The sequence below is a fragment of the Neorhizobium tomejilense genome (assembly GCF_964254135.1).
Taxonomy (GTDB): domain Bacteria; phylum Pseudomonadota; class Alphaproteobacteria; order Rhizobiales; family Rhizobiaceae; genus Neorhizobium; species Neorhizobium tomejilense.
Map to the genome: position 1 here is coordinate 950,406 of NZ_CAXUSO020000001.1, position 15,761 is coordinate 966,166.

The 15,761-nt window shown below is 62.2% G+C and carries 18 protein-coding genes; 11 read left to right on the forward strand and 7 right to left on the reverse strand.

What is annotated here, in order from left to right; translation table 11 throughout:
- Position 1 precedes the first annotated feature (1 nt).
- From ACSQ3G_RS04955 to ACSQ3G_RS04970, 4 genes are all read right to left on the reverse strand, one after another.
- Positions 2-763, reverse strand: coding sequence for an arginyltransferase (locus ACSQ3G_RS04955; RefSeq protein WP_436109264.1), 762 nt, complete (start codon positions 761-763; stop codon positions 2-4).
- Between the two features lie 127 nt (positions 764-890).
- A complete protein-coding gene (locus tag ACSQ3G_RS04960; protein WP_436109265.1) occupies positions 891-1,349 on the reverse strand; it encodes an RDD family protein in 459 nt (152 codons plus the stop codon).
- Between the two features lie 61 nt (positions 1,350-1,410).
- Positions 1,411-2,424 carry a porphobilinogen synthase gene (gene hemB / locus ACSQ3G_RS04965; RefSeq protein ID WP_436109266.1) on the reverse strand — a complete coding sequence of 338 codons (1,014 nt, stop codon included), beginning with the start codon at positions 2,422-2,424 and terminating at the stop codon, positions 1,411-1,413.
- Between the two features lie 92 nt (positions 2,425-2,516).
- Positions 2,517-2,897, reverse strand: a complete 381-nt coding sequence (locus ACSQ3G_RS04970; RefSeq protein ID WP_436109267.1) for a cupin domain-containing protein — start codon at positions 2,895-2,897, stop codon at positions 2,517-2,519.
- A 117-nt stretch (positions 2,898-3,014) separates the two neighbouring features.
- Here ACSQ3G_RS04970 and ACSQ3G_RS04975 point away from each other — a divergent pair, with 117 nt between their 5' ends.
- Positions 3,015-3,452, forward strand: a complete 438-nt coding sequence (locus tag ACSQ3G_RS04975) for a DUF6163 family protein (protein ID WP_046636524.1) — start codon at positions 3,015-3,017, stop codon at positions 3,450-3,452.
- A 233-nt stretch (positions 3,453-3,685) separates the two neighbouring features.
- Entirely contained in the window at positions 3,686-4,201 is a 516-nt protein-coding gene (gene ldtR, locus ACSQ3G_RS04980) for a transcriptional regulator LdtR (protein WP_037081118.1), read from the forward strand.
- A 133-nt stretch (positions 4,202-4,334) separates the two neighbouring features.
- Here the strand turns inward: ldtR and ACSQ3G_RS04985 are convergent, their stop codons facing one another.
- Together ACSQ3G_RS04985 and ACSQ3G_RS04990 are read right to left on the reverse strand one after the other, a co-directional pair.
- Complete coding sequence (locus tag ACSQ3G_RS04985; protein ID WP_038541845.1) at positions 4,335-4,571, reverse strand: hypothetical protein; 237 nt, start codon at positions 4,569-4,571, stop codon at positions 4,335-4,337.
- Positions 4,572-4,693: 122 nt separating this feature from the next.
- Positions 4,694-4,915 carry a hypothetical protein gene (locus ACSQ3G_RS04990; RefSeq protein ID WP_105402967.1) on the reverse strand — a complete coding sequence of 74 codons (222 nt, stop codon included), beginning with the start codon at positions 4,913-4,915 and terminating at the stop codon, positions 4,694-4,696.
- Positions 4,916-5,337: 422 nt separating this feature from the next.
- Here ACSQ3G_RS04990 and ACSQ3G_RS04995 point away from each other — a divergent pair, with 422 nt between their 5' ends.
- From ACSQ3G_RS04995 to ACSQ3G_RS05015, 5 genes are all read left to right on the forward strand, one after another.
- Complete coding sequence (locus tag ACSQ3G_RS04995) at positions 5,338-6,669, forward strand: L,D-transpeptidase family protein (protein ID WP_105402968.1); 1,332 nt, start codon at positions 5,338-5,340, stop codon at positions 6,667-6,669.
- Positions 6,670-6,847: 178 nt separating this feature from the next.
- Entirely contained in the window at positions 6,848-8,137 is a 1,290-nt protein-coding gene (gene glyA / locus ACSQ3G_RS05000; protein WP_105426664.1) for a serine hydroxymethyltransferase, read from the forward strand.
- A gap of 61 nt (positions 8,138-8,198) precedes the next feature.
- On the forward strand, positions 8,199-8,678 hold the full coding sequence (gene nrdR, locus ACSQ3G_RS05005; protein ID WP_007771094.1) for a transcriptional regulator NrdR: 480 nt from the start codon (positions 8,199-8,201) through the stop codon (positions 8,676-8,678).
- 2 nt (positions 8,679-8,680) lie between these two features.
- A complete protein-coding gene (ribD, locus tag ACSQ3G_RS05010) occupies positions 8,681-9,799 on the forward strand; it encodes a bifunctional diaminohydroxyphosphoribosylaminopyrimidine deaminase/5-amino-6-(5-phosphoribosylamino)uracil reductase RibD (protein WP_436109268.1) in 1,119 nt (372 codons plus the stop codon).
- Positions 9,799-10,413 carry a riboflavin synthase gene (locus tag ACSQ3G_RS05015; RefSeq protein WP_436109269.1) on the forward strand — a complete coding sequence of 205 codons (615 nt, stop codon included), beginning with the start codon at positions 9,799-9,801 and terminating at the stop codon, positions 10,411-10,413. Before ribD ends, ACSQ3G_RS05015 begins: the two co-directional genes overlap by 1 nt.
- Before the next feature lie 15 nt (positions 10,414-10,428).
- Here the strand turns inward: ACSQ3G_RS05015 and ACSQ3G_RS05020 are convergent, their stop codons facing one another.
- Positions 10,429-10,950 (reverse strand): GNAT family N-acetyltransferase, encoded by a 522-nt coding sequence (locus tag ACSQ3G_RS05020; RefSeq protein ID WP_436109270.1) that lies wholly within the window; start codon positions 10,948-10,950, stop codon positions 10,429-10,431.
- Between the two features lie 206 nt (positions 10,951-11,156).
- Here ACSQ3G_RS05020 and ribH point away from each other — a divergent pair, with 206 nt between their 5' ends.
- From ribH to ACSQ3G_RS05040, 4 genes are all read left to right on the forward strand, one after another.
- Entirely contained in the window at positions 11,157-11,615 is a 459-nt protein-coding gene (gene ribH, locus ACSQ3G_RS05025) for a 6,7-dimethyl-8-ribityllumazine synthase (RefSeq protein ID WP_046636529.1), read from the forward strand.
- 3 nt (positions 11,616-11,618) lie between these two features.
- Positions 11,619-12,098, forward strand: coding sequence for a transcription antitermination factor NusB (nusB, locus tag ACSQ3G_RS05030; protein WP_038549009.1), 480 nt, complete (start codon positions 11,619-11,621; stop codon positions 12,096-12,098).
- Positions 12,099-12,128: 30 nt separating this feature from the next.
- Positions 12,129-13,352 (forward strand): MFS transporter, encoded by a 1,224-nt coding sequence (locus ACSQ3G_RS05035; RefSeq protein ID WP_436109271.1) that lies wholly within the window; start codon positions 12,129-12,131, stop codon positions 13,350-13,352.
- 219 nt (positions 13,353-13,571) lie between these two features.
- Positions 13,572-15,713, forward strand: a complete 2,142-nt coding sequence (locus ACSQ3G_RS05040) for a sodium-translocating pyrophosphatase (RefSeq protein WP_436109272.1) — start codon at positions 13,572-13,574, stop codon at positions 15,711-15,713.
- Positions 15,714-15,761: the final 48 nt, after the last annotated feature.

Sequence of the window (15,761 nt, forward strand, 5' to 3'; positions counted from 1 at the left end):
TTCAGACGTCCGTGGCGGGATCGAAGATTTCCCAGCCGCGTGGGGTGAGGTGTTCCTGGGGCTGGAAGCGGGTTTTGTAGCCCATCTTCGCCGAACCCTTCACCCAATATCCGAGATAGACATGCGGCAGGCCGAGCGTCCTGGTGCGGGCGATGTGGTCGAGGATCATGAACGTGCCGAGCGAGCGCTTTTCATACTCGGGATTGAAGAAGGAATAGACCATCGACAGGCCGTCGCTCATCATGTCGGTCAGCGCAACGGCGAGCAGCTCGCCCTTCGGCTCGGCGCTGATGCCGGAGCCAGGCTCGCGGCGGCGGTACTCGATGATGCGGGTGTTGACATGCGTGTCCTCGACCATGATCGCATAGTCGAGCGCCGACATGTCCGACATGCCGCCCCGCTGATGGCGGTCGTCGAGATAGCGGCGGAAGAGCGAGAACTGTTCCGTGGAGGGCTGCGCGGGGTAGACCGTCGCGATCACGTCGCGATTGGTGGCGAGAACCCGTTTCATCGAACGCACGGGCTCGAATTCGTGAGCGAGGATGCGCACGGAAATGCACGCGCGGCATGATTCGCAGGCCGGCCGATAGGCGATGTTCTGCGAACGGCGGAAACCGCCCTGGGTCAGTAGGTCGTTCATCTCGGCCGCGCGCGGGCCAACCAGGTGAGTGAAGACCTTTCGCTCCATTTCACCCGGGAGATAGGGACAAACTGCCGGGGCCGTCAGGTAGAACTGCGGTGAGGGCGTTGCCTGGGTGTTCATTGCGTCGTGGCAGTCCGGTCTTTAGGATCGTAAATGTCATACCATGGCGCATAAAAGCGAAACGTCAACCATATGCTGCGACAGGCAGCCGGCTAGTGCCATAAACTTTCGGTCAGTAGCGTAATCGTTACGACGTACGCACCACGACGGTGCCGAGCAGCAGGTCGTGCACGAGGCGCGAACGCTCGATGAACAGGCCGGCGAGCAGAATCAGCGGCGTCAGCACCGAGTTGATGATCCAGAAGATCACCGTATGGGCCATGGCGGTCAGGAAATCCATCCGACGGCCGTCGAGCCGCACCATAGCGAGCCCCATGGCGCGCATGCCAGGTGACGCTTGAGCCGAGCCCCCGAGCGTCATCCCGAAATAGAGAAGGGCGACGATCACGAACAGGGCCGGATAGAGCATGAAGCCGAGGCCGAGCGTGATGATGCCGAGGAAGAACACCACCACCGCGGCCGGAATGCACAAAAGCAGCACGATCATGTAGTCGATGATGAAGGCGAACACCCGCCGCGAAAGAACGCCACTATAGGCGCGCCAGTCGTCCGGTGCGGCATAGGTCGGGTTCGGGTCGAGGCTCATCGTTTCAACATCTCCTGTTTCTCGAACATTGATATGGGATGAAACCGCCTCGGCAACAAGGTCACCCGTTCTTCGCCAGTTTCTTCGCCACGTCCATCGCGAAATAGGAAAGAATGCCGTCGCAGCCGGCACGTTTGAAGCAGAGCAGCGTCTCCATCATGACCCGTTCGCCGTCGATCCAACCGTTCATCGCGGCGGCCTTGATCTGCGTGTACTCGCCGGAGACCTGGTAGGCGAAGACGGGCAGACCGAACGCTTCCTTGATGCGCCAGCAGATGTCGAGATAGGCGATGCCGGGTTTGACCATCAGCATGTCGGCACCTTCCTCGACGTCGAGAGCCGCGTCCCGCACCGCTTCGGTGCCGTTGGCCGGCGAGATGTAATAGCTGTTCTTGTCGCCCTTCAGGAGGCCGCTGGTATTGATCGCCTCGCGATAGGGACCGTAGAAACCGGACGAGAATTTCGTCGCATAGGACATGATGCCGACATCCTGATGGCCCGCGGCGTCCAGCCCGCGGCGGATGGCGCCGATGCGGCCGTCCATCATTTCCGACGGCGCGATGATGTCGGCGCCGGCATCCGCCTGCATGACGGCGGCACGCACGATCTGGTCGACCGTCTCGTCGTTGACGATCACGCCGTCCCGGAGGATCCCGTCATGGCCGTGGCTGGTGAACGGATCGAGCGCCACGTCGGTGATGATGCCGACATTCGGCACGGCTTTCTTGAAAGCGGCGGTCGCCTGGTTGATCAGGTTGTTGGCGACCAGGCTGTTGGAGCCGGTCTCGTCGCGCAACGCCATCTCGATATCGGGGAAGGTGGCGATCGCCGGAATGCCGAGATCGGCCGCTTCCCTGACCGCCTCGACCGCCTTGTCGATGCTCATGCGGTTGACGCCGGGCATGGCGGCGATCGGATCGACGATGCCGGTGCCGGGAACGATGAAGATCGGCCAGATCAGGTCGTCCACCGTCAGACGGTTCTCCTGCACCAGCCTGCGCGTCCAGTCGGCCTTGCGGTTGCGCCGCATGCGGCGGTGGCCGGTGATCTCGTCGACCAGATGCGTCTTGTCCATGGCAAAGTCTCCAACTTCTCTTCCCGTGCGCGCGTCATTATCATGCAGCACGCCGTTTGCGAATGGGAACGATCGCCGCAGTCGAGACTTGGCTAGATCCAGAGATCGTTTTGAGCCGTACGTTCGCCGCCCTCGTTGCCGGTGTTGAGAACGCCACGCGGCTCGATCACCATCATCTTCACTTCCTTTTCGGCGAATGGCTTGTGCTGCACGCCCTTCGGCACGACGAACATTTCGCCCGGCCCGATGTCAACGCTGCCGTCGCGGAAGTCGATCCGCAAATGGCCTTCGATAACCATGAAGGTTTCATCCGTCTCGGGGTGATCGTGCCATATGAAATCGCCTTCGATGCGGACGAGCTTGAACTGGTAGTCGTTCATTTCGGCGACGACGCGCTGCTGCCAGAGGTCGGGTATCCGTGCCAGCTTCTCGGCGAGGTTTATCGGCCTATGTGAAAAGTTCCGCTCGGTCATGTCTTCTCCTTTGATTGGCGGCAAACCCTATCAGGACAAGGCGCGGCGCTCTTGAACGATCGTGCAGGCGAGAGGCTGGTACTGGCGGTCGGCGACCGCGGCGGCTAGTGTAGTCCCATGGAACCCGATTCACTCACAGTGCCGAAGCGCACGCTGACCGAAATTCTCTACGTCGTCTTCCTCAGGCTGGTCGCGGTCGCCTGTTTCTGGTTCGGCCTGCAATATTGGGCGATGCTGGTCGGCTATTCGCTGAAGGGCATGGCCCGCTTCGATCTGTTGACCCTTCCCTGGAAGGTGGCGGCGTCTTCCCTTGCCGTGCTTTTTCCGGTCGCTTCGCTCGGCCTCTGGCTCACCGTGTCCTGGGGACCCGTGCTCTGGGCAATCGCCGCGATCTCGCAGGTGTCGATGTATATCGTCTGGCCGGAGATCTTCGGACACAACCGTCTCGTTCCCCTCATGCACGGCCTCGTCGCCGCGCTTTACGTCGTATTTCGGCTCTCTTTATGGGTCGAAGCGCGCCGCAAGGCGGAGCGGGTAAGGATTGATTCACCTTGAAATTAAAGCTTTGACGGCCGAATTTGACTGGGAATTCGCTGCTAAGTGATTGATTTATCTTAAATCTGAATGGCCGCATCCTGGGCCGGCGAGGGCCGGCCGGAATTCGAAGAAACGCGTTAAGCGCTTGTTAAGCCTATGTTTTAAGTCGAATTTTATGCGTATTGGATAGTGTCTGTCTCAAGGCGGGAAGAAACAAACACCGCCAAACAAAACAGGATGAGGCAGTCATGATGAACACGAAACTGAAGCCGCAGGCGGCACCGGCAGTAGCAGATCCGCATGAAGATACCATTCGCGCCCTGTACATGGAGTCGCTGCATCTGGTCGAGCGCCTTCACCGCCGCCTTCTCGATGTGATCAAGGACGAGTTCGATCGCCAGGGTCGCGACGACGTCAACGCCGTCCAGGCTCTCCTGCTGTTCAACATCGGCAATTCGGAACTGACGGCCGGCGAACTGCGCTCCCGCGGTTACTATCTCGGCTCGAACGTCTCCTACAACGTCAAGAAGCTGGTCGACCTCGGCTTCATCAACCACCAGCGCTCGCGCATCGACCGTCGCTCGGTCCGCATCAGCCTGACGCCGGAAGGCCAGGAGATCGCCGAGGCCGTCGGCAAGCTCTACGAGCGCCATATCGGCTCGATCGAAAAGGTCGGCGGCATCGGCGAGGGAGAGTTCTCGCAGATGAACAAGCTGCTCCAGCGCCTCGACCGCTTCTGGAACGACCAGATCCTTTACCGCCTTTAATCCACCGGGGGCTTGCGAAACACTCCATTACCTCCAGTCATGCGGTGCTACGCAAAAGCGTAACGGGGTGTCGGAAGACGCGCCGTTACGCTTGTTTGCGCGCAGGCTGCGTAGCCGCTCTGGCGGATCCGACCTATCGCTGGGCCAGCAGGGCGCGGCCCGCATTTCTGATGGTGAGGGCCGAGTCCGCCATCTGGGCAATCAAGCCGGCGGTCATCGCTGAGGCGAGGGTCTCCGTATAGTCTTCGCCCTGGAGACCGTGCTTTTTACAGTAGTTCTGTACGGCGCCGCGGGTGGAGGTCGGCGAGACGCCAAACTTGTTGTTCTGGAAAGCATTGACAATAATTTGGTATTTTTCGTCCAGGGTCACGGTAGCTCTCCAATGGGTGATGTTTGGGGTGCCTACCAGTATGGGAGCCGGGTTGATAGACGAATTCGGCTATGGGCATCGGAAATACGTTCCGATATGTCCGTTTGCGCCGGAATGCTCGCCTACATTGTCGCTGCTGCTGCCCGGCGAATCTCGGTCGTCATGCCCGCAAACATCGAGGAGAGGTCGAGCCAGCCGTCAGGTCTGCGGCCCGTCACCTTTTCCGGCCAGCCGCAGACGCCGTCCTGTTCGACATAGCCGACGCATTGCGGGGCGGTCTCATCGCGAAAATGCAGGACGACCAGCTTTCCAGGCTCAAGGGCTTCGATCGGGTACCAGTTCAATTCTCGTATTCCTCACTTTGACGGTCGACTTTTAGCCAATCCGCTTGTCCCAGGCTTACGGCTTTTACGTTTCCAAACGAGGGCTTGCTGTCCAGAATGCCGGGCCGGTTCCGTAAAAGAAGCAGGTCCCGGATCGACGATCCCGCAGGCCGTTCCGGGATCGCTTGCTTTCGCGGGGTGTGGCGCATTTGCCGCCCGAAAAAATCACGTGCCAACACGGCTTTGTGACGCGCAAGTACCTGACACGAATTGGCCATATTGCTATGGGACCGCCTGGATGCAACGGGCCGGCGGGAATTCGCGCTTTCACGACATTGCGATGACGACGAAGCCCCCGTGCGGCTGCGCTAACTTTTTGCGCGTTCTTAACCATATCCCTGTAGGCGTCCTTGATGCTGCTCGGGACCAGATGGGTATTATTGATGTCGAAGAAGATCGGATCTGAAGCTCTTTCCCGCCGTGCCCTGCTTCGCACGGCCTTCTCTGCTGGTGCAGCCGCACTTGCAGCGCCCGCATTCGCCCAGACGGCGATGGACGATCTGATCAATGCGCCTCGCCGCGGCACCTGGGACGACCAGTTCGACGCCAAGGCCGCATCCAGAACCGCCGTCAATGTCGTCTCCAACAATCCGGTGCTCGGCGCCGGCGGACCAGCGAACATCCAGCAGGCGATCATTGACTATCAGCAGATCGTTGCGAACGGCGGCTGGCCCGAGGTCAATCCCGGCCAGCAGCGCCTGCGCCTCGGCGTCGTCGATCCGTCCGTGCAGCAGTTGCGCCAGCGCCTGATGATTTCAGGCGACCTGCCGCGCGAGGCGGGCATGTCTTCCTCGTTCGACAGCTATGTCGACGGTGCGGTGAAACGTTTTCAGGCCCGCCACGGCCTGCCTGCCGACGGCGTGATGGGCGAATTTACCGTCAAGGCGATGAACATATCGGCCGACGTGCGCATGCGCCAGCTGGGCACCAATCTGGTGCGCCTGCAGTCCATGTCCGGTGATCTCGGCCCGCGCTACGTGATGGTCAACATTCCGGCCGCCTATATCGAGGCTGTGGAAAACGACCGCGTGGCGCTGCGCACCAATGCCGTCGTCGGGCGCATCGATCGTCCGACGCACGCCATCAACTCGAAGATCTACGAGGTCATCCTCAACCCTTACTGGACTGCACCGCGCTCGATCGTCGAGAAGGACATCGTGCCGCTGATGCGCAAGGATCCGACCTATCTCACCCGCAACAACATCCGCCTGATCGACGGCAAGGGTAACGAAGTGGCTCCGGAAACGGTCGACTGGTTTGCGCCGAAGGCGCCGAACCTGATGTTCCGGCAGGATCCCGGCAAGATCAACGCCATGGCCTCGACGAAGATCAACTTCCACAATCCGAACAACGAATACATGCACGACACGCCCCAGCAGGGCCTGTTCAACAAGCTGATGCGTTTCGAATCCTCGGGCTGCATGCGCGTTCAGAACGTCCGCGACCTCATCAGCTGGCTGCTGCGCGACACCACCGGCTGGTCGCGCCAGGAGATCGAGCGGGTCATCTCGACGCGCCAGAACACCCCGATCAAGCTCACAACCGAAGTTCCGGTCTATATCGTCTACATCACCGCCTGGTCGGCGAAGGACCGCGTCGTGCAGTTCCGCGACGACATCTACGAGCGTGACGGCAACCAGGAACTGGCACTGCAGACGACCACCGGCATCGAAAAGCCGGCCGGCGCTGCCGACGACGATCTGCTGCCGCAATAAGATCTGCTTCTTTTTTTCGTCTACGGGAGGCCGCATCCGCCAAGGGTGCGGCTTTTTTGTTTTCCGGGAGCATCTCCGCGTCTTCCGGCGAGCAAATGTCGTTCCCCGTATTGCTCTGCGCAAGGCGTAAGGCTAAGACGCGACATTGCAATGCCCACCCCTTTGAGGAGCCTCGCACATGTCGAACACCGACGTCTTCTTCTCCCGCCCGCTTGCAGAATCCGATCCGGAAATCTTTGGCGCGATCGAGAAGGAACTGGGTCGCCAGCGCCACGAAATCGAGCTGATCGCTTCGGAGAACATCGTTTCCCGCGCTGTGCTTGAGGCGCAGGGTTCGATCATGACCAACAAGTATGCGGAAGGTTATCCGGGCAAGCGTTATTACGGCGGCTGCCAGTTCGTCGATATCGCCGAGGAACTCGCCATCGAGCGCGCCAAGAAGCTGTTCGGCGTCAATTTCGTCAACGTTCAGCCGAATTCCGGTAGCCAAATGAACCAGGCCGTGTTCCTGGCGCTGCTGCAGCCGGGCGATACGTTCATGGGCCTCGACCTGAATTCGGGGGGGCATCTCACCCACGGTTCGCCGGTCAACATGTCGGGCAAATGGTTCAACGTCGTCTCCTACGGCGTGCGCGAAGGCGACAACCTGCTCGACATGGACGAGGTGCAGCGCAAGGCCGAGGAAACCAAGCCGAAGCTGATCATCGCCGGCGGCACCGCCTATTCCCGCATCTGGGACTGGAAGCGTTTCCGCGAGATCGCCGATTCGGTCGGCGCCTATCTGATGGTCGACATGGCCCATATCGCCGGTCTGGTTGCCGGCGGCCAGCATCCGTCGCCGTTCCCGCATTGCCACGTCGCCACCACCACCACCCACAAGTCGCTGCGCGGTCCCCGCGGCGGCGTCATCCTCACCAATGACGAGGAACTGGCCAAGAAGTTCAATTCGGCTGTCTTCCCGGGCCTCCAGGGCGGCCCGCTGATGCACATCATCGCCGCCAAGGCGGTCGCCTTCGGTGAGGCGCTGCAGCCGGACTTCAAGGACTACGCAGCCCAGATCGTCAAGAACGCCAAGGCGCTGTCCGAAACGCTGATGGCTGGCGGCCTCGATATCGTCTCCGGCGGCACCGACAACCACCTGATGCTGGTCGACCTGCGCAAGAAGAACGCTACCGGCAAGCGTGCCGAGGCGGCCCTCGGTCGCGGCTACATCACCACCAACAAGAACGGCATTCCCTTCGACCCGGAAAAGCCCTTCGTTACCTCCGGTATCCGTCTCGGTACCCCGGCCGGCACGACGCGCGGCTTCAAGGAAGCGGAATTCAAGGAGATCGGCAATCTCATCATCGAGGTTCTCGACGGCCTGAAGATCGCCAATTCCGACGAGGGCAATGCGAGCGTCGAAGCCGCCGTGCGCGACAAGGTCGTGGCGCTCACCGGCCGCTTCCCCATGTACCCGTATATGTGATCCCAACCGGTACCAACGGGGACCGCATTCGCGGTCCCTCTTGCCCATCCAAGGAGAGCCGATGCGCTGCCCCTATTGCGGTTCGGAAGACACGCAGGTCAAGGATAGTCGTCCGGCGGAGGATTACACCTCCATCCGCCGGCGGCGTATCTGCCCGGATTGCGGCGGCCGCTTCACGACTTTCGAGCGCGTGCAGCTTCGCGAACTGATGGTCACCAAAAAGACCGGCCGCAAAGTGCCGTTCGACCGCAACAAGCTGGTGCGGTCGTTCCAGATCGCGCTACGCAAGCGGCCGGTCGACAATGACCGCATCGAGCGGGCGGTTTCCGGTATCGTTCGCCGGCTCGAAAGCTCCGGCGAGAACGAGATTTCGTCGGAAGAGATCGGCCTGCAGGTGCTCGAGGCCTTGAAGAGCCTCGATGACGTCGCCTTCGTGCGTTACGCCTCCGTCTATCGCGATTTCTCCCATGCGGAGGATTTCGAAAAGGTGATCCAGGAGATCAACGCCAAGATCGCCCGCGATCCCGGCATAGAGCCGTAGCCATGACGAGCGCTGCCGAAGATCGGTGGTTCATGGCGTCGGCGCTGCGTCTGTCGCGCCTTCATACCGGTCAGACGGGCACCAATCCTTCGGTCGGCTGCGTGGTCGTCAAGGACGGCGAGGTCGTCGGCTCCGCCGTTACCGCACCGGGCGGTCGGCCGCATGCGGAAACCCAGGCGCTCGATATTGCCGGCGAAAAAGCGAGGGGGGCGACCGTCTATGTCACGCTCGAACCCTGCTCGCATTACGGCCGCACGCCGCCTTGCGCCAACGCGCTCGTCGAGGCAGGCGTCGCCCGCGTCGTCATCTCATTGACCGATCCCGATCCGCGCGTCTCGGGGCGGGGGATTGCGATCCTGCGCGAGGCCGGCATTGTCGTAGAGACGGGCCTGATGGAGGAAGAGGGGCGCCGGGCGCTCGCCGCCTACCTCACCCGCCAGACGAAGGGCCGCCCGCATGTGACTCTGAAGCTTGCCGTTTCCGCCGACGGCATGCTCGGCCGCCGCGGCGAGGAAGTGTCGATCACCGGACCCGAGGCGCGGGCGCAAGTGCACCGGCTGCGGGCCGAAGCCGACGCGATCCTGGTCGGCATTGGCACGGTGCTGTCGGATGATCCCGAGCTGACAGTGCGCATTTCGGGGCTGGAGAAACGCTCTCCGATCCGCATCGTGCTGGACAGGCGGGTTGAACTGCCGCTGGATTCCAAGCTGGTGAAGAGTGCGCGGGACGTGCCGGTGATCGTCGTGGCTGCGCCTTCTTCCTTGGAGACTGGCGGTGCCGCTCCGCGCTCCACCGCCAAAGGTGATCTGGCCCTGAAGGCCGCCGCTCTCCAAGCCGCCGGCGTTGAGATCATGGACGGCACCGAACTCGACATCCTCCTGGCGATCCTGGCGGTTCGCGGCATGTCCTCGTTGCTGGTCGAAGGCGGCGCGACCGTCGCGAAGGCCTTCCTCGACGCAAATCTCGTCGACCGCGTCCTTCTCTTCCAGGGTACCGGCATCGTCGGCGGAGGCGGGCTTGAATCGCCGCTGACGCCATCCGATATGCCGGCAGGGTTCAAGTTCGTCCGCGAGGAAAGCTTCGGGCCGGACCGCTGTTTCGAATACGAAAGAGGTTTCTGATGTTCACCGGAATTGTCACCGATGTCGGTACGGTCGCGGCAACGACGCCGATGGACGAAGGCGTCAAGCTCAGGATCGCCACCAATTACGACCCGAAAACCATCGACATGGGCGCCTCGATTTCCCATGGCGGCGTCTGCCTGACGGTGACAAACCTGCCGGACGAAGGCAGCAACGAGCGCTGGTTCGAGGTCGAGGCCTGGGAAGAGGCGCTGCGGCTGACGACGATCGCCGCCTGGACCGAGGGCACGCGCGTCAATCTGGAACGGGCACTGAAGATCGGCGACGAACTCGGCGGCCATATTGTCTCCGGCCATGTGGACGGCAAGGCGGAAATTCTAGGCATCGAACATGAGGGCGAGGCGGTCCGCATCCGCCTTCGCGCACCCGAGGCGCTTGCCCGATTTGTGGCTCCGAAGGGCTCCGTCGCGCTGGACGGCACGTCGCTGACGGTCAACGCCGTCGAGGGCACCGATTTCGACGTGCTGCTGATCCGCCACACGCTCGCCGTCACCACCTGGGGCGATAGAAAGGCGGGCGATTTCGTCAATTTCGAAGTCGACACGATGGCGCGTTACGCCGCAAGGCTCGCGGAATTTCCGGCGAAAAGCTGACGGCTTGTCGCGCGATCAGTTTTCGCGCGCCAGCACCACGATCGGGCCATGATAATTGGCACGGGCGAACTCGCGGAAGCCGAGTTTGGATGCGACCCTGAGCGAGGCGGCATTTTCGGGGCTGATGATGCAGGTCATCCGGAGGTCGGGGAAATGGGCGTCGCCCCAGGCGATCATTGCGCCCACCGCTTCGGTTGCATAACCGCGGCCGTGGACGGACGGGATGAGTGCCCAGCCCGTCTCGAGCGTCCCCTCGATGGAGGGTTGAAATTCCCGGCGCATGTCCTGGAAACCGGCTTCCCCGAGAAAGCGTCCCGTTTCCTTTTCCTCAATCGCCAGGAAGCCGAAACCCATGAGCTGCCACATGCCGTTGACGCGCAGCATGCGGCTCCAACTGGTTTCCCGGGACGAGGGGATACCGGATATGTAGCGGACCACGTCCGGGTCGGCCCAGAATTCCGCATAGGTCTCGAACTCCTCCAGCCGGTGAGGGCGCAGGATCAGCCGTTCGGTTTCGAGGGTTGGAATGGTGGTCATGGCGGGCTCCATGGTCCGGTGTTGGCACTGATCTTATCGTCGCTCGCTCAGCTATTCCCGATTCGCATCGCTGCGTTCAGCGAAAATTGCTTGCCATTCCCCTCAGAGCGTGTTTTGACCGCCACCTGCTCGAGACCCATATGACTATCGGCCCGCCTTGAGGCGATATCGATCTCATGCTGGGCCGATTTGAACAAAGGTGAATCATGTCACGCGAAACCGCTCCACACCTCCTCGTCGTCGAGGCGCGTTTCTACGACGATATGTCCGATGCCCTGCTTGAAGGCGCGACCCATGCGCTGAAAGAGGCCGGCGCGACCTATGACGTGGTCACCGTTCCCGGTGCGCTCGAAGTTCCGCCGGCGATCGCCATGGCGCTCGATGCGTCGGAAGAGGGCGGCACTGATTACGACGGCTTCGTCGCGCTCGGTATGGTCATCCGTGGCGAGACCTATCATTTCGACATCGTCTCGAACGAATCCTCCCGTGCCCTGATGGACCTCGCCGTGTCGGAATCGCTTGCGATCGGCAACGGCATCCTCACCTGCGAGAACGACGAACAGGCATGGGCACGCGCCCGCCGTTCGGACAAGGACAAGGGTGGTTTTGCCGCCCGTGCGGCGCTGACCATGATCGCGCTGCGTGACAAGCTGAACGGTGGTTGATTGATGGCCAAGGAAGGCGAACACCCGGTGAAGCCGGCAAACCAGCGCGGCGCTGCCCGCCTGGCGGCCGTGCAGGCGCTCTACCAGATGGATGTCGGCGGGACCGGCGTGCTGGAAGTCGTAGCCGAATATGAGGCCCATCGCCTCGGACAGGAACTCGACGGCGACACCTATCTGAAGGCTGACGCCTCATGGTTCCGCTCGATCGTTGCCGGCGTCGTGCGCGACCAGGTGAAGATCGACCCGCTGATCCGCGCCTCGCTGCAGGAAGATTGGCCGCTGTCGCGTCTCGATTCGACGCTGCGGGCCATCCTGCGCGCCGGTACGTTCGAAATCCTCGAGCGCAAGGACGTGCCGGTAGCCGTCATCGTCACCGAATATGTCGAGATCGCTCACGCCTTCTTCGGAGAGGAAGAGCCGCGCATCGTCAACGCTGTCCTCGATCGCATTGCCAAGCAGGTACGCGGCGAAGCCAAGAAATAAAAACTAAACGGCAAGACAGGGTGGGGCGGCATGGACGGCGCGGTAGACGGTCTTCAGATACAGATGAGCACCGCCCGGCGCAGTGTCGCTCTGCTTGCCGGCGCCCAGGCCGTCCTTGGTTCGGCGCCGCCCCTGGTTTTCGCGCTCGGCGGCCTCGTCGGCTACCAGCTGCTGGGCGATGACAAGTCGCTCGCGACCGCTCCGCTGACCGGCTTCAATATCGGCATGGCGGCCGGCGCCGTCGCGGTTGCCATCGCCTCCCGGTTCCTCGGCCGCAAGGCGAGCTTCATGCTCGGCTCGGTCCTCGGAGCGGTGGGAGCCGCCGTTGCCGCGATCGCGCTTTTCCATTCAAACTTCTGGCTTTTTGCGGTCGGCCTGCTGTTGATCGGCCTCTGCAATGGTTTCAGCCAGAAGATCCGTTTCGCCGCCGCCGATGCGTCCCCCTCGTTCTACAAGCCGAAGGCGATCTCCTGGATCCTCGCGGCCGGCATAGTTTCGGCGGTGCTCGGGCCGCAGCTTGCGATCTGGACCAAGGACCTATTGTCGCCCGTGCTGTTCGCCGGCGCCTTCGTGGCCGTCATTCCGCTTTATCTGATCGCCCTCCTGATGCTGGCGCCGCTGAAACTGCCGCAGATGAGCGGCAGTCACGCGGCTTCGGCCCCGGCGCGTTCGCTGGGTGAGATCGTCGTCACCCAGCGGTTCCTGACCGGCATGATCTGCGGCATCTCCTCCTATGCGCTGATGACCTTCATGATGACCGGCGCGCCGCTTGCCATGGTGATCGGCTGCGGTTTTCCGTCGGAAATGGCCACACTCGGCATCCAGTGGCACGTGCTCGCCATGTTCGCGCCGAGCTTTTTCACCGGGATGCTGATTTCACGCTTCGGCGTCGAGAAGATCGTCGCCGCCGGGCTCCTGATCCTGATGGGCTGCGCCGTGATCGCCCATATGGGCATCGAGCTGTGGAACTTCTGGGGCGCGCTGGTGCTGCTCGGCATCGGCTGGAACTTCGCCTTCATCGGCTCGACTGCCATCGTCGCCTCCAGCTATCGCCCGCATGAGGCCGACAAGGTGCAGGGTTTTCACGACATCATCCTGTTCACCACGGTGGCGCTGTCCTCCTTCTCCTCGGGCAAGGTGTTCACTGCCTACGGTTGGTCCTTCATGAACCTGATCATCTGGCCGGTGACGATCGTCTGCCTCGGTCTGGTGCTGGCGCTGATGTTCAAGCGCTCTTCCGTGAAATCCGCTTAGAGTCTTGTCCCTTCGGGGCTTGACGCCAATTCATCTCCACCGCAATCTCCCGTCCGCGTAGGCGATCCCGGATTCCTTGGGAGGGGAGCGGTCGTCTGCGCGGGAATGCGCACTATGGAGTATTGCGGCGGTCTTTGCTCATCTCGTGGATGTGCGCCGTCGCAGGGGTGCACGGCCGGAGGGTATGGACCACCCGGCGCTAAGGGAGAGGAAAAGCGAATGACTGTAATTATGGGTGTGATCGTGTGCGGGTTGCTATCGATCATTTATGCCGTCTGGGCGACGCGTTCCGTGCTGGCTGCCGATCAGGGCAGCATCCGCATGCAGGAGATCGCCGGATATATCCGTGAAGGCGCACAGGCCTACCTGGCGCGCCAATACATGACCATTGCGATCGTCGGCGTCGTCGTAACCATCCTGGCCTGGGTGCTGCTGTCCGGCACCGCTGCGGTCGGCTTCGTCATCGGTGCCGTACTTTCGGGTGCCGCCGGGTTCATCGGCATGCACGTCTCGGTCCGCGCCAACGTGCGCACCGCCCAGGCTTCTTCCCAAAGCCTTGCGGCCGGTCTCGACATCGCTTTCAAATCCGGCGCCATCACCGGCATGCTGGTGGCAGGCCTCGCTCTCCTCGGCGTCTCGATTTACTACTGGATTCTGACGGCCGGTCTCGGCCATCCGAGCGGCTCGCGTGAAGTCATCGACGCGCTCGTCTCGCTCGGCTTCGGCGCTTCGCTGATCTCGATCTTCGCCCGTCTCGGCGGCGGCATCTTCACCAAGGGTGCGGACGTCGGCGGCGACCTCGTCGGCAAGGTGGAGGCCGGCATTCCGGAAGACGATCCGCGCAACCCCGCGACGATCGCCGACAACGTCGGCGACAATGTCGGCGATTGCGCCGGCATGGCAGCCGACCTTTTCGAAACCTATGCGGTCTCCGTCGTCGCCACCATGGTGCTTGCGGCGATCTTCTTCGCCGGCGCGCCGATCCTCGCGACCGTCATGGTTTATCCGCTGGCGATCTGCGGCGCCTGCATCATCACCTCGATCATCGGCACCTTCTTCGTCAAGCTCGGCTCCAACGGCTCGATCATGGGCGCCCTCTACAAGGGCCTGATCGTCACCGGCCTGCTGTCGATCGTCGGTCTCGCCATCGCCACCTCCCTGACCATCGGCTGGGGCACGATCGGCACAGTTGCCGGCAAGCCGATCACCGGCACGAACCTGTTCATCTGTGGCCTTCTCGGCCTCGTGGTGACGGCGCTGATCGTCGTCATCACCGAATACTACACCGGCACCAACAAGCGCCCCGTGAACTCGATCGCCCAGGCCTCGGTGACCGGCCACGGCACCAACGTCATCCAGGGCCTCGCGGTCTCGCTCGAATCGACCGCCCTTCCGGCGATCGTCATCGTCGGCGGCATCATCGCCACCTACCAGTTCGCCGGCCTGTTCGGCACCGGCATCGCCGTCACCACCATGCTCGGCCTGGCCGGCATGATCGTGGCACTCGATGCCTTCGGTCCCGTCACCGACAATGCCGGCGGCATCGCCGAAATGGCCCACCTGCCGCCGGAAGTGCGCAAGTCGACCGATGCGCTCGACGCGGTCGGCAACACCACCAAGGCAGTCACCAAGGGTTATGCGATCGGTTCTGCCGGCCTCGGCGCGCTGGTTCTGTTCGCCGCCTATTCCAACGATCTCAAATATTTCGTGGCAAACAGTGCCCAGTATCCGTATTTCAACGGCGTCGGCGAAATCGATTTCGACCTCTCCAACCCTTACGTCGTCGCCGGCCTGATCTTCGGCGGCCTCATCCCTTACCTGTTCGGCGGCATCGCGATGACCGCCGTCGGCCGCGCTGCGGGCTCGATCGTCGAGGAAGTGCGCAAGCAGTTCCGCGAAAAGCCGGGCATCATGGCGGGAACCGAAAAGCCTGACTATGGCCGCGCCGTCGACATCCTGACCCGGGCTGCGATCCGCGAGATGATCATTCCGTCGCTTCTGCCGGTTCTCGCCCCCATCGTCGTCTATTTCGGCGTCCTGCTGATCTCCGGCGGCGACAAGGCTTCTGCCTTCGCAGCACTCGGCGCATCGCTGCTCGGCGTCATCGTCAACGGCCTGTTCGTGGCGATCTCCATGACCTCGGGCGGCGGCGCCTGGGACAATGCCAAGAAGAGCTTCGAGGACGGCTTCGTCGACAAGGACGGCACCCGCCACATGAAGGGTTCCGAAGCCCACAAGGCATCGGTCACCGGCGATACCGTCGGCGATCCCTACAAGGATACGGCAGGCCCTGCCGTCAACCCGGCGATCAAGATCACCAATATCGTGGCGCTTCTGCTGCTTGCGGTTCTTGCCGGCTGATATCCGGCCAAACGTGAAATTAAAAAGCCCGCGGGGAGCGATCCCCGC